11 protein-coding genes, 1 tRNA gene and 1 pseudogene are annotated in these 12,998 nt (G+C 65.5%); 7 read left to right on the top strand and 6 right to left on the bottom strand.

Going from position 1 to position 12,998, the window contains the following annotated elements; genetic code table 11:
• From G6N68_RS22565 to G6N68_RS22545, 5 genes are all read left to right on the top strand, one after another.
• The gene (locus tag G6N68_RS22565; RefSeq protein WP_163717137.1) at positions 1-909 is read left to right on the top strand and encodes a UTP--glucose-1-phosphate uridylyltransferase; all 909 of its coding nucleotides are present in this window, start codon (positions 1-3) and stop codon (positions 907-909) included.
• A 52-nt stretch (positions 910-961) separates the two neighbouring features.
• Complete coding sequence (glp, locus tag G6N68_RS22560) at positions 962-2,236, top strand: molybdotransferase-like divisome protein Glp (protein ID WP_163717134.1); 1,275 nt, start codon at positions 962-964, stop codon at positions 2,234-2,236.
• A gap of 11 nt (positions 2,237-2,247) precedes the next feature.
• Entirely contained in the window at positions 2,248-2,901 is a 654-nt protein-coding gene (locus tag G6N68_RS22555) for a GNAT family N-acetyltransferase (protein WP_205351414.1), read from the top strand.
• Between the two features lie 377 nt (positions 2,902-3,278).
• Positions 3,279-4,328: a divisome protein SepX/GlpR gene (sepX, locus tag G6N68_RS22550; RefSeq protein ID WP_163717131.1), complete on the top strand. Its 1,050-nt coding sequence runs from the start codon at positions 3,279-3,281 to the stop codon at positions 4,326-4,328.
• Between the two features lie 50 nt (positions 4,329-4,378).
• Positions 4,379-4,451: transfer RNA gene (locus tag G6N68_RS22545), tRNA-Ala, on the top strand.
• Positions 4,452-4,488: 37 nt separating this feature from the next.
• Here the strand turns inward: G6N68_RS22545 and G6N68_RS31635 are convergent.
• The 3 genes and pseudogenes from G6N68_RS31635 to G6N68_RS22530 all read right to left on the bottom strand — a co-directional run.
• Positions 4,489-4,581, bottom strand: a pseudogene (locus G6N68_RS31635) (class I SAM-dependent methyltransferase); the annotation flags it as partial.
• 161 nt (positions 4,582-4,742) lie between these two features.
• The gene (locus G6N68_RS22535) at positions 4,743-6,212 is read right to left on the bottom strand and encodes an MFS transporter (RefSeq protein WP_163717129.1); all 1,470 of its coding nucleotides are present in this window, start codon (positions 6,210-6,212) and stop codon (positions 4,743-4,745) included.
• A 181-nt stretch (positions 6,213-6,393) separates the two neighbouring features.
• Complete coding sequence (locus G6N68_RS22530) at positions 6,394-6,813, bottom strand: limonene-1,2-epoxide hydrolase family protein (RefSeq protein WP_163717126.1); 420 nt, start codon at positions 6,811-6,813, stop codon at positions 6,394-6,396.
• Between the two features lie 102 nt (positions 6,814-6,915).
• Between G6N68_RS22530 and G6N68_RS22525 the strand changes: the two genes are divergently transcribed.
• Positions 6,916-7,542: a TetR/AcrR family transcriptional regulator gene (locus tag G6N68_RS22525; RefSeq protein WP_163717123.1), complete on the top strand. Its 627-nt coding sequence runs from the start codon at positions 6,916-6,918 to the stop codon at positions 7,540-7,542.
• Between the two features lie 17 nt (positions 7,543-7,559).
• On the opposite strand, the gene G6N68_RS22520 is transcribed toward G6N68_RS22525, so the two are convergent.
• From G6N68_RS22520 to G6N68_RS22510, 3 genes are all read right to left on the bottom strand, one after another.
• A complete protein-coding gene (locus G6N68_RS22520; protein ID WP_240355572.1) occupies positions 7,560-8,675 on the bottom strand; it encodes a dihydrodipicolinate reductase in 1,116 nt (371 codons plus the stop codon).
• A 66-nt stretch (positions 8,676-8,741) separates the two neighbouring features.
• Positions 8,742-11,345, bottom strand: a complete 2,604-nt coding sequence (locus G6N68_RS22515) for a flavin-containing monooxygenase (protein WP_163717119.1) — start codon at positions 11,343-11,345, stop codon at positions 8,742-8,744.
• Between the two features lie 94 nt (positions 11,346-11,439).
• A complete protein-coding gene (locus tag G6N68_RS22510; RefSeq protein ID WP_163717116.1) occupies positions 11,440-12,069 on the bottom strand; it encodes a cutinase family protein in 630 nt (209 codons plus the stop codon).
• Positions 12,070-12,171: 102 nt separating this feature from the next.
• Between G6N68_RS22510 and G6N68_RS22505 the strand changes: the two genes are divergently transcribed.
• Positions 12,172-12,975, top strand: a complete 804-nt coding sequence (locus G6N68_RS22505) for an enoyl-CoA hydratase/isomerase family protein (RefSeq protein WP_163717113.1) — start codon at positions 12,172-12,174, stop codon at positions 12,973-12,975.
• Positions 12,976-12,998 lie beyond the last annotated feature (23 nt).

Here is a 12,998-nt window from a genome sequence, read left to right as displayed (position 1 = left end):
ATGACGATGGCACAAGTACCTGTTCCCTATACGGCGATCGTCCCCGCGGCCGGGCTGGGGACGCGGTTCCTGCCTGCCACCAAGACCGTTCCTAAAGAACTGCTACCTGTCGTCGATACCCCGGGCATCGAGCTGGTGGCCGCCGAGGCGGCGGATGCCGGGGCCGAACGGCTGATAATCATCACCTCCGAAGGCAAGGACGGGGTGGTCGCGCACTTCGTCGAGGACCTCGTGCTGGAAGGCACCCTCGAAGCCCGTGGCAAGAAGGCCATGCTGGCCAAGGTCCGACGCGCACCGGCTCTGATCAAGGTCGAGTCCGTCGTGCAGGCCGAACCGCTGGGCCTCGGGCACGCGATCAGCTGCGTCGAACCTAGCCTTTCGGCGGACGAGGACGCCGTCATGGTGTTGCTGCCTGACGACTTGGTGCTGCCGACCGGCGTGCTGGAGACGATGTCGCAGGTGCGGGCGCGGCACGGTGGCACGGTGTTGTGTGCGATCGAGGTGTCTCCGGAGGAGATCAGTGCTTACGGCGTCTTCGACGTCGAGCCCGTTTCCGACGGCGGTGACGACGTATTGCGGGTCAAGGGCATGGTGGAGAAGCCCAAGGCCGAGGACGCCCCGTCGCTGTTCGCGGCCGCCGGCCGCTACGTGCTTGACCGGGCGATTTTCGACGCGCTACGCCGCATCGACCGTGGAGCCGGCGGCGAAGTTCAACTGACCGACGCGATCGCGTTGTTGATCGCCGAGGACCACCCGGTGCATGTGGTGGTGCATCGCGGATCCCGACACGACTTGGGAAATCCCGGCGGGTACCTCAAGGCTGCGGTTGACTTTGCTTTGGATCGTGACGACTATGGCCCGGATTTGCGGCGATGGTTGGTGGCGCGATTGGGCCTGACCGAGCAGTAGCCGGCGATAATCCGGCCCGGCTTCGCCACTTGGCTAGACGGAAAGGCGCGCTGTGCGTTCTGTGGAGGAACAGCAAGCCCGGATATCGGCAGCCGCGGTAGCCCCGAGGCCTATACGTGTTGCCATCGCCGAGGCGCAAGGACTGATGTGCGCCGAGGAAGTGGTGACCGAACGGCCGCTGCCCGGGTTCGATCAGGCCGCCATCGACGGTTACGCGGTGCGCAGCGTCGATGTGGCCGGTGTCGGCGATGCCGGTGGCGTGGAAGTCTTTCCCGACAGTGACCTCGAAGGCCGCGAGGTGCTGACCCTGCCGGTGATGGGGTTCATCGAGGCCGGTTCACGCACCCCCGCCAGGCTGCAGCCGCGCCAGGCCGCCCGGGTGCAGACCGGCGCGCCGTTGCCGACGCTGGCCGATGCCGTCCTTCCCTTGCGGTGGACCGACGGCGGGATGAACCGCGTGCGGATCCTGCGCGGGGCGCCGTCGGGCGCCTATGTGCGGCGGGCCGGTGACGACGTGCAACCCGGTGACGTTGCCGTGCGGGCGGGGACGATCATCGGGGCCGCCGGGGTGGGGTTGTTGGCCGCGGTCGGCCGCGAACGGGTGCTGGTGCATCCGCGACCGCGGGTGGCGGTCATGGCGGTCGGCGGTGAACTGGTCGACATCACCCGAACCCCTGGGAATGGTCAGGTGTACGACGTCAATTCGTACGCCTTGGCGGCCGCAGCTCGGGATGCCGGTGCGGAGGTGAATCGGGTCGGCATCGTCAGCAACGACCCCAAGGAACTCCGCGAAATCGTTGAGGGACAGCTGAACCGGGCGGAGATCCTGGTGATCGCCGGCGGGGTCGGCGGGGCGGCGGCCGAGGCCGTCCGCGCGGTGCTTTCCGAACTGGGCGAGATGGAAGTGGTGCGGGTCGCCATGCATCCGGGGTCGGTGCAGGGCTTCGGGCAATTGGGCCGCGAGGGTGTTCCCACATTTCTGCTGCCCGCCAATCCGGTGAGCGCGTTGGTGGTGTTCGAGGTGATGGTGCGGCCGCTGATCCGGCTTTCGCTTGGTAAGCGCCAGCCGATGCGCCGCATCGTGCAAGCCCGTACGCTTTCGCCGATCGCATCGGTGGCCGGGCGCAAGGGTTACCTGCGTGGCCAGCTCATGCGTGACCAGGAAAGCGGTGAATACCTGGTGCAGGCGCTAGGGGGAGCCCCGGGAGCGTCGCATCTGCTGGCCACGCTCGCTGAGGCGAATTGTCTGGTCGTGGTGCCTAGCGGGGCGGAGCAGATTCGCACCGGTGAGATCGTCGACGTCGCCTTCCTCGCTCAGCACGGCTGAGTCGCACCTTGGTGAAACTGTTGCGCCCCAACTATCGGCATCCCGGCTGGCCAATGTCGTTGGGGCCGTTGCGCGTAGCCGGCGGGGTGGTCCGGCTGCGGCCGGTGCGGATGCGGGATGGCGCGCTGTGGAGCCGCATCCGGCTGGCCGACCGCGCGTACTTGGAGCCCTGGGAGCCGGTCACCGACGGCGATTGGACGGTCAGGCACAACGTCGCCGCTTGGCCGACAGTGTGCTCGGGTCTGCGTGCCGAGGCGCGCAAGGGGCGCATGCTGCCCTTCGTGATCGAGTTGGATGGCCAGTTCTGCGGTCAGCTGACGATTGGCAACGTGACGCACGGGGCATTGCGGTCGGCGTGGATCGGCTACTGGGTGCACAGCTTGGTGACCGGCCGTGGGGTGGCGACGGGCGCGTTGGCGCTGGGGCTCGATCACTGCTTCGGGCCGGTCAGGCTGCATCGTGTGGAAGCGACTGTGCGGCCGGAGAATCTGGCCAGCCGGCGGGTGCTGTCGAAAGTCGGTTTCCGCGAAGAGGGTCTGCTGCGGCGGTATTTGGAGGTGGACGCCGCCTGGCGGGACCACCTGCTGGTGGCGATGACCATCGAGGAGGTCAACGGATCGGTGGTCTCGACGCTGGTCCGGTCTGGTCAAGCCAGCTGGGCTTGAGTTTTCCTTTGGCTTTTGTTCGTCGAGCGTCACGCGAGAGTGACGTTGGGTGTTGAGTGTCGCGCCAGCGTGACGGTCGGCGGTGGCGCCGGGCTGGCCGTCGCGATTTGGCGTCGAGCGTCACGCGAGAGTGACGTTGGGTGTTGAGTGTCGCGCCAGCGTGACGGTCGACGGATCCGACGCCCTAAACGGGGGCTCAGGCGGCCCGCGAACTTGAGGAAACCGAAATATTCCTGTGGCTAACGTGACATATGTGGCGTGTGATGCTTGAACGAGGCGAATTACAGGTGTGTAATTGCCCTGGTCATTACAGACCCGGCCGCGGTGGCTGACGATCAAGCCTCGCGGGGCAGCGGAACCGAAGAGAGCAGGTCATCATGCCGAGCATCCCGCAGTCGTTGTTGTGGATATCGCTTGTGGTGCTTTGGTTGTTCGTCCTGGTACCCATGCTGATCAGCAAGCGGGAGGCGGTGCGGCGCACCAGCGACGTGGCGCTGGCGACCCGGGTGCTCAACGGCGCAGCGGCTTCGAGGCTGCTCAAGCGCCGGGGCGGGCCCGCCGCGGGCCACCAGAGTGACCCGGACTGGCAAGCAGATGAGCACGACGATTCGGAATTCTCCGACGAACACGACGAGGACGACGACGCCCCGACCGACCAGCTGCGGCGCGTTCGCCCGCTGGTCATGGCGGTCGCCCACGACGACGCGCCGAGCGAACCGGACTACCTGGACGTGGACGTCGTCGAAGACTCCGCGGCGCTGCCGCCTGGCGAAAGCGTGCGGTTGGGCGAGCCCAAGTTGGTGGCCGAGCCCGATCCGGTCGACGAAGTGGTCGAGGAGCCGGTGGAGGAATCCGCCGAACCAGAGGCCGAGGCCGAGGCGGAACTGCACGACGACGAATACGAATACGTCGACGACTCTTCGGGTTTGGAGCCTCCGGACGACGGCGCCGAAGACGACGGGCCCGTGCCCTTCACCCCGGGTGTATCGCGGCGACGCCGGTTCGACAACAAGACCGCCGCGGTGGTCAGCGCTCGCAAGTACCGGTTCCGTCGGCGCGTCCTGATGGCGATGGCGGTGGTCCTGGTCGGTTCGGCCATCATGGCCTTCGAAGTGACCCCGTCCGCCTGGTGGGTGTGCGGGACCGCCACCGCGGTGACGCTGATGTACCTGGGCTATCTGCGCCGCCAGACGCGGATCGAGGAGCAGGTGCGGCGTCGCAGGATGCAGCGGATGGCGCGGGCGCGACTCGGCGTGGAGAACGCCTACGACCGCGACTACGACGTGGTGCCGGCGCGGCTGCGCCGCCCGGGTGCCGTGGTGTTGGAGATCGACGACGAGGACCCGATCTTCGAACACCTGGACTACGCGATGCCGATGCGCAACTACGGATGGCCGCGCGATCTCCCGCGGGCAGCCGGGCAGTAGGGGCGCGGTTCGGCCCATCCCGGGCTCGGCTGGTAGCCTGCTAGCGACCAGGGGCTATGGCGCAGTTGGTAGCGCGACTCGTTCGCATCGAGTAGGTCAGGGGTTCGATTCCCCTTAGCTCCACAAAGTTTGTGCAGGTCACAGGGTCGAATAGGCCGGACAGTCGGTACGTCCTCGCATCGAGGCCGACTGCCACGATCACCAATTGCTCGATGTTGCCTTTAGTCGCTGAGGCGCAGATCTCGTCAAGCAGACGGTGCGTTCTTGCGGTACGTCATGCGAGGTCGTCCTCGGGCCCATGCAAGACAGACACCCCGCGCCATTGCGTCCAACACGACTCTTTCGCTCGCATCCGCGGTAGGCGCGTCAGACCGCCCGGTGTCGTTGTCGGCCATGGCTTCTCAGCACGTTCCCCTATGAGTTGCCGGACGACTCGGATCGTTGTCGATCGCGTCTGGGTGCCAAGATCGCAACGGCGGCAGCGGAAACCAGGACGACAACAGCCAGCATCAGCAGCGATGAGTGCATTGCGTGCATGAAGGCGTCCTTCGCGTGACTTGACAAGTCGCCTCCTGCGGGGCCGAGCCGATCGGAGATTGTCAGTGCTTGCGCAAGTGAACCGAGCGCGGGTTCCCTGATCGGCTGGGGCAGCATCGCGACGCTCTGGGCAAGTGCGTGGCTGTATCCGGCGGCGAGGATTGAACCGGCGAGCGCGATGCCCAGCGCACCGCCTAGTTCCCTTGTTGTGTCGTTGATTGCTGAGGCGACGCCTTGCTTACTCAGTGGGACTGCCCCGGTTATTGCAGTGGTCGAGGGAGCGTTGCAGATGCCCATTCCGGTACTGAGGACCAGCATCGGCCATGCCAGGTCGAAGTACGTCGAGTCGGCCTCGAGCAGGCACATGCACAGGAGTCCGGCCGCCAAGATTGCGAGTCCCCCTGCTACAGAGATTCGTAGCCCCAAGCGGGGCAGATACCACTGCGTGAGCGCTGCGCAGATGAACAGGGGAACCGCGAGAGGGCACAGCGCGACAGCGGTTTGGAGCGGGCTGTAGCCGATCACCAGTTGCAGGTACTGCATGATCAAGAAGAAGAACCCGAAGATGGCGAAGAACAGGGTCGTCATGCCGATCGCGCCGGTCAGCATGTCGGGTCTTCTGAATACGCGAATGTCGAGCAGTGGATGCTTGCGACGCAGTTCGAAGAAGCCAAAGACAACGGCGAGCAAGATTCCGCCGGCAAGGCAGCCGTACACAGTCGGGTCGCTCCACCCTCGCAGCGGAGCTTCAATAACGCCGAACACGAAAACGGCGATTGCCGAGCCGATAAGCAGCGCACCCCACCAGTCGACCGGCGTTGCCTCGGGGTCTTTGGACGACGAGATCGTCAGCGCCAACACGAAAAGTAGAGCTGCTGCTCCGACGAACGCCCAGAAGATCGTCCGCCATGGCCCGAATTGCGTGAGTAGTGCGGTCCCCGTAAAGCCGACGAGGGCGCTTGACGCGCACACCCCGGCCCAGATGCCAATTGCCTTGTTGCGCTCTTCTTTCGGATATGCCGCGGTCAACAACGACAGTGTGGCCGGCAGAATCGCTGCAGCACCGACCCCTGTGACACCCCGCGCAACGATGAGTGCGGTGGGCGAGTCGAAGTAGATGGGCGTCAGCGATGCCGCGGCGAAGATAACGAGTCCGACCAGCAGGACGGTGCGCCGCCCGTAGCGATCCCCTAATGCGCCAGCGGGCAGCAACAGGCACGCCATCACCAGCGTGTAGCCGTCGACGATCCACGTCAGTTGCGACTGTGTCGCAAGGGTGTCCACCGCGATAGCGCCCAATGCGGCATTCAGAGCCACCATCGACGAGATGACCAGAAGGACACCCATCGAGCAGACGATCAGAAGCCAAATTTTGGAACGTCCGGACAAGACGCTTGATTGAGCCTCTTCGCCCGCGCTTGGTTTGGGGAGTTGTTCGTCAACCGCGTCGGTCGTGGCGTCAGTGTTCACCGCGTTGCGTGTTCCTGTCCCGTTGATCGGTCATCAGTTACCGGTCGTTGCTCCTCGGTCATGTCGTGGAGGTGGATGGAACCAGCGCGCTAATGTCCTCGCCCTGAAGGAGTTTGATCGTCAGATTGAGATCGAAGTAGTCCGTCCAACGCGTGATCTTGCCGTCGTCGCCGACGACGAACGTTCCCATCACCGGAATGGCCGGCTTGGTTCCATTGGGTGTCTGGATGTAGTCGAGCCGTTCAGTCAGTACCACCGGGCCATCGGCGGCGATGTTGACGATTTCGAAGGCGTAGGCGTCGGGAAACATCGAGAACTGTGCGCCCAGGTTCTCCACGATGGCGTCTACGCCGGTGAAGGCCGGCATACCGACGTTCTGGTACACCGCGTTGTTGGCCAACAGTGGGCGTAAGGCTTCGGGATCCCGACGTTCCATCAGGGCGCAAAACTCGCGGACCACCTCGATAGGACTGGACACAGCAACCTCCGGTTTCGGATGGTGATGACAGCTTCACATGGGACCTGCATGTGACATACAGACCGTATGTCACATGCAGGCAGTATGCAATACGATATTGCGATGGCCCAGAGCCAGCAGAAACTCGATCCCAAGGCGCGACGTGCCGCTCAAGCGGAGGCCACCCGCGCCGCACTGATCGACGCAGCAAAGCGTCTGTTCGTCGAGAAGGGCTACCACCACACCGGCACCGAGGAAGTCGTTGCAGAGGCTGAGGTCGGTACTCGCGGCGCTCTTTATCACCACTTCGCCGACAAGCAGGCACTCTTCGAGGCGGTGTTCATAGCGGTCGAGGAGGACCTCGTCCTACAGGCCGCCAAGAATCTGGCAGATCCAGCTCACGGCGCATTCAATCAGTTGCGCCAGGGTTTGATTGGATTCCTCGACGCGTCCCTCACGCCCCAGGTTCAACGGATCCTGCTCATCGACGGACCGGCGGTCTTGGGTTGGGCTAGATGGCGCGAACTGGAAAGCGTCTACGGATTGGGAGCCATCCGCGCGATGCTCGAAATTGCCATCGAGGAAGGCGATCTAGCCGCCGGTCAGCCGGTCGCAGTGCTGGCTCACGTTCTTCTCGCCGCGGCAGAGGAAGCCGCGATGTTCATCGCAAATGCAGTCAATCAGCAAGAAGCGCGGGACGAGAGCGTTCGGGCGCTCAACGCACTGCTGGACGGACTCCGATCGCGCTAGCCCGAATCGCTAGCGGTTCAGACAGTGCCACGTCGGGTCTGCCGGGTGACGATCGACGGCCCCGCCAGCGGAGCATCCAAAAGCCCGGGTGCCGCGTCGATGACAGCCGGAATCGCATTGACCGCCGCCATCGCCGTTGCCGCGACGCCGGGGTTGGTCTTGTCGCCTGGTGCAGGGTCGAGCCGCAGGGCGAGGGTCATGCTGGGGGAGCCTTCGATGCGGAACACCATGCCGCCCTGGCCGGGTTGCGCTGGCAGCGGCCAGCTGTCGGGCCACGGCGTGGAGGTCACGGTCGCGAAGTATTGGACGGACACGACCGGTCGCCCGTCGCAAACGGCGGCGAGCTGCCAGCGGTGTCCGCAGATGGTGCCGGCCGGGATCACCCCGAGCGCGGTGTCGAGATCGTCGGGGGCCAGGACTGTTTCCCAATCCAGCGCAACGTCTTCCACGTCGACCGACAGCGCGTCGGCGATGTACCGCACGACGGGCCCCCAGTCATTGTGCACCTTGCCTGACGCGATGCGGATGGGAACGTGGCCGTCCGGTTTCCCGAAGCCCATCGACTCGTGCAGCACTTCCCAGATCGGATAGGCCAGGTCGAGGTCCAGCGCGTACTCGTCCATGCGATAGGTGTCGATGACGCCGGCGCCAGTCAGCAATGCGGTGGGGAGGTTCAGGCTCACGAACCCGGGTTCGCATCCGGTCGCATAGAAGGTCGCGTTGCCCTCGCGCGCGGCGCGCTCGATCGGATCGCGCCATTTCGCCGGGGCCGCTTGGGGATACACCATTGGGATGGCGGAGATGGTGACGACGTTGATGCCGGCTTCCAGGTAACCGACGATGTCGGCGATCGCCTCGTCCTCACGCCGGACGGCGGTCGCGCAGTAGGCGACGCAATCCGGCTTGGCGTCCAGCACCGCGGCAACGTCACCGGTGGCTGCGATGCCCACGTCGGGCCGTCCACACAGTTGGCCCGCATCGGTGCCGACTTTCGTCGGGGAGGACACCTTGACCCCGATCAACTCGAGCGCAGGGTCGTCGATGATCGCGCGCAGCGCCACGCTGCCGGTCAAGCCGGTTCCGACATGTACAACGCGACGCTTCGCGGTCGCGGAGCCAGGGGATGGAGTCACAAGAGCCGCCTCACTGTATGTCCACTAGTAAGACTTACCAGAAGCGATTCAGCGGACGACGGCAGCTCACCCCGTCGGCTGGGCTGACGCAGCCTTTGCGGCGTCGACCGCGAAAAACCCGCGCAGCGCCTCAGCCATCTGAGCCCGGATCGGGGCTCCCGAGACGACGACATCGACCATCGGTACCGACAAGTGTGTGTGACCACGGGCCCGTAAAACCTGGGTCGGAACCCCCGCTGCCGCAAGGGCTTCGGCGTAGGCGATGCCCTCGTCGCGCAACGGGTCGAAATCTGCCGCGACGATCATTGCCGGTGGCAGGCCTGACAGCTCCGCCGCGCGCAGCGGGGCAAGCCGCGGATCGTGTCGCACGTCTGGGTCGGAGTACTGGTCGAAGAACCAGCGCATCAGCGCGGTGGTCAGACCGTAGCCCTCGGCGTTCTCGACGTAGGAGCCGCGGGTGAAGTCGGTATCGGTGACGGGAGTGAGTAACACCTGCCCGACGATCCTCGGGCCGGCCGCATCCCGGGCGAGTCGGCACACCACCGTCGCGATGTTGCCGCCCGCGCTCCACCCGCACACCGCGAGCCGTCCGGGCACGCCGCCTAGCTCTTCGGCGTGAGCCGCCACCCACTGCAGTGCCGCCCAGCCGTCGTCGTGCGCGGCCGGAAATCGATACTCGGGGGCATGCCGGTAATTCACCGACACGACGAGCGCATCGCTGAGCACGCACAAGTCGCGACACAGCGGATCGTCTGAGGCGGCGTCGCCGAGAACCCAGCCGCCGCCATGGAAATAGACGACGAGGGGGTGCGGACCCTCGCTCGCAGGCCGATACACGCGATAGGCCAGCGGGCCTGCCGGCCCGGGCAGGGTCCCGTCGGCGATCTCGCCGACACCGGGACCCGGTGGACGGGCCAGGTTGACCTCGTCGAAGAAGGCACGCAACCCGTCGGCCCCCATCGATTCCAACGGAGGCAGGTTCAACAGCGCCGTTTGCTCGAGGACCATCTGGACATCGGGCTGCAACTGACGCACCACGCCGTCGTTGCATTGCGAGCCGCCGGGGCCGGACAACCTGAAGCCCAGATAGTCCCGCTCCACCACCTCGTCGCAGGTCAGCCGGTAGAAGTCGACACCGACGGTGTAGGCCATGAAGACCCGGGGCTTGCCCGGAATGTTGGCGCCCACGTACCACGAGTTGGCTTGTGGGAAAAGCGTTATCGCCGCGGCGTCGTCAACGTGCTGCATCCAGCCGGCCGCGGCGAGCTCGGTGGGTTCGATCTGGTCGAACCCGTGCGTGCGCAGGTACGTCAACGCGTCGGCGACGAAATCGATGTGCTGCTCGATCGACACCGCCATGTTGGACAGCACCGACGGGCTGTTGGGGCCGGCGATGAGGAAGAAGTTCGGGAACCCCGCGACGGTCAGGCCGAGGTATGTCGATGGGCCGTTCGACCACTTGTCCCTCAAGGCAACTCCACCGCGGCCGACGATGTCGATGGCCGCGACGGCGCCCGTGATGGCGTCGAATCCGGTCGCGAACACGATCGCGTCAAATGCGAAAGATTCGCCGGCCGTGTCGATTCCGGTTTCCGAGACACCGAGCAGCGGTTGCTTCTGCAGGTTCACCAACCGCACATTCGGCCGATTGAATGTTTCGTAGTAACCGGTGTCCAGGCACAGCCGTTTCGAGCCAACGGGATAGGTTTTGGGGCACAACGCTTCCGCTGTCTCCGGATCGTGCACGATGCTGCGGATCTTGCCGCGGATGAACTCGGCGAAGTCGGCGTTCGCCGCCGGGTTGCTCATCGTGTCGGTGTAGAGGTTGAGCACTTCGAGCAATTCGCCGCGCTGCCAGGCCCGTTCGTACCGCTGCTGACGTTCCTCAGCTGATGCCGCGATCGACGGAGTGATGGTGCGTTCCAACGGCACCCCGCCGAAGGAGTATTTCGCCGCGTGCCGGTAGGCGGCGTCGTCGGCCAGTTGCTCGAGTTTCTCCCGTGAGATGGGTCCGTTGTGGGCGGGGATCGAAAAGCACGGTGTGCGTTGGAATACCACCAGCTGCGCCGCTTGCTGGGCGATGAGGGGGATGGTTTGGATCCCCGATGAACCGGTTCCGACGACACCGACGCGCTTGCCGGTGAAGTCCACGGATTCGTGAGGCCAGCGACTGGTGAAATACACCTTGCCGGTGAAGCTTTCGATGCCGTTGATGTCGAGGTCTTTGGGCCTGGAGAGGCAGCCGGTCGCCATGACCAGGTGGCGGCAGGTGATTTCCTCGCCGCGGTCGGTGCCGACGCGGTACCCCGACAGGTCGTCGTCCCAGTGCGCGGACAGGACGCGGGTGCGGAACCGGATGTCGCGACGAAGGTCGTGCTTGTCGGCGACGTGGTTCAGATACCGCAGGATCTCGGGTTGCGTGGCGTACTTTTCCGACCATTGCCAGTCGCGCGACCAGTCCGGGTCAAAGCTGTACATGTAGTCGACGCTGGGTATGTCGACACGGGCCCCGGGGTATCGGTTCCAGTACCAGGTGCCGCCGATGTCCTCGGCCGCCTCGAATATGCGCATTGAATGACCGGTGAGTCGAAGCCGGTACGCGGCGTACAGACCTGCGAAGCCCGCACCCACGACCACAACGTCGACGTCCGTGTGATGTACGTCACTCATCCGCCTATCATCGCCGCTTGGGCGCGTTTTAGATAGAAGGCAGCGGTCACCGCTCTGATCGGGCGGCTTCAAAGCGAACGCGCTGCCCAGCGACTCACAGCCTGCCGGCGACGTAGCTCGCGGCTTGGTCCACCAGGCCGGAGTCGATGTATGACGGCTGCAGGTGCGACGGCCAGTCGGTCCCGCGCCCGCAGATCGGGTCGCCGTTCGCGCACTGGTCGATCGTCCTGTCGGCAAAGGCTGCGGGCGGGCCTAGCCGCTTGGCCCCGTTGCCGAACAGAGCGACCGCGGCGACATTCTGATTGACCCCGGCCGGAATCATGCCTCTGGCCGCCATGTCGGCCGCCGTCGCACCCAGCGAATAGCCGCCGATCACCATGCGGGTGTTCGGGCAGCTTTTCGCCATGGACTGAATGTGATTGCTGATATCGGCGGCGCCGGCGGCCGCGTTGATGTTGGCCGGATAGTTCACCCCGTACACGCCGATCGGGACGCCGGTCTTGGCGCGCAACGAACCCACGAAGGCATCGCCGACGGCGCCGACGCCGGGCGGCTCCTCTCGGCCGCGAGCGAAGACGACTTCGGCCCCGGGGCAATCCGCCGACGCGACTGGGAGCAGGGCTACGGTCGGAATGATTGCCGGGGCCATGACGAATGTCGCCGCGAGCAGGGCGGCGGTTGCCGGGCGACGATATCCCCCCGATTTCCTAGCAACGAGCGTCATCCGGCCGATATTACGAATCGAACTTTAGAGCCCGCTGTGACGTCAAAATCGGTGGCCGTATGGTCCTGGATATCCCCTGGACATGCTAAGGAGCCTCGCCCGATGTCATCGAACGCCGCTGATCCGGTCACCCTCGAAATCGCTAACGCGGTTGCCCGAGTGAGCCTCAACAGGCCGGACGCCGGCAACGCGATGGATGCGCCACTGGGACGCGCACTGCGCGACGTCGCCGAGTCGCTCCAAAAGCGCGACGACGTCCGTGCGGTCCTACTCAGCGGAAACGGCCCACGGTTCTGCGTCGGCGGCGACCTGAGCTACTTCGCGTCCTCCGAGGACATCGGCGCCGCCCTCCAGTCCCTGGCCGGCGACGTACACGCCGCCGTCGAGGCCTTCGCAGCACTCGACGCACCCGTCGTCGCCGCCGTTCACGGCGCGGCCGCCGGTGCCGGACTGAGCTTGGTGGCCGGAGCGGACCTCGTGATCGCCAGTGAGACAACCAAGTTCACGATGGCCTACACGGCGGCCGGTCTCTCGCCGGACGGCGGCGCCACCTGGTTTCTGCCGCGGGTGATCGGCCACCGCCGCACTGCGGAGATGGCCATCACCAACCGCGCGCTCACGGCCGCCGAGGCGCTCGACTGGGGACTGGTGACCCAAGTGGTGGCCGACGACGAGCTCAGGCCCACCGCGGAGAAGCTCGCCGAGCGGATCGCGTCGGGCCCGACGGCCGCGTTCGGAACGGTCAAGCGGCTGCTGAACGCCTCATCGAACGCGACGTTGAAGGAACAGCTCGCCGACGAAGCCGACGGGATCGTCGCCAACTCCGTATCGGCGGACGGGCGCGAGGGGGTGGCCGCGTTCCTGCAGAAGCGGCGCCCCAACTTCGTCGGCCGTCGCATCGAGTGAGTCGCATCGAGTGAAAGGCAGAG

This window comes from Mycobacterium bourgelatii (assembly GCF_010723575.1).
Classification (GTDB): Bacteria; Actinomycetota; Actinomycetes; order Mycobacteriales; family Mycobacteriaceae; genus Mycobacterium; species Mycobacterium bourgelatii.
Note: the sequence above shows the minus strand (reverse complement) of the source record. Positions and strands in the feature narration are given on the sequence as shown.

Coding starts and splice junctions, on each gene's coding strand:
- G6N68_RS22565 (WP_163717137.1), top strand. CDS start 1: ATGACGATGGCACAAGTACCTGTTCCCTATACGGCGATCGTCCCCGCG.
- sepX (WP_163717131.1), top strand. CDS start 3,279: ATGCCGAGCATCCCGCAGTCGTTGTTGTGGATATCGCTTGTGGTGCTT.
- G6N68_RS22535 (WP_163717129.1), bottom strand. CDS start 6,212: ATGGGTGTCCTTCTGGTCATCTCGTCGATGGTGGCTCTGAATGCCGCA.
- G6N68_RS22525 (WP_163717123.1), top strand. CDS start 6,916: ATGGCCCAGAGCCAGCAGAAACTCGATCCCAAGGCGCGACGTGCCGCT.
- G6N68_RS22515 (WP_163717119.1), bottom strand. CDS start 11,345: ATGAGTGACGTACATCACACGGACGTCGACGTTGTGGTCGTGGGTGCG.
- G6N68_RS22510 (WP_163717116.1), bottom strand. CDS start 12,069: ATGACGCTCGTTGCTAGGAAATCGGGGGGATATCGTCGCCCGGCAACC.
- G6N68_RS22505 (WP_163717113.1), top strand. CDS start 12,172: ATGTCATCGAACGCCGCTGATCCGGTCACCCTCGAAATCGCTAACGCG.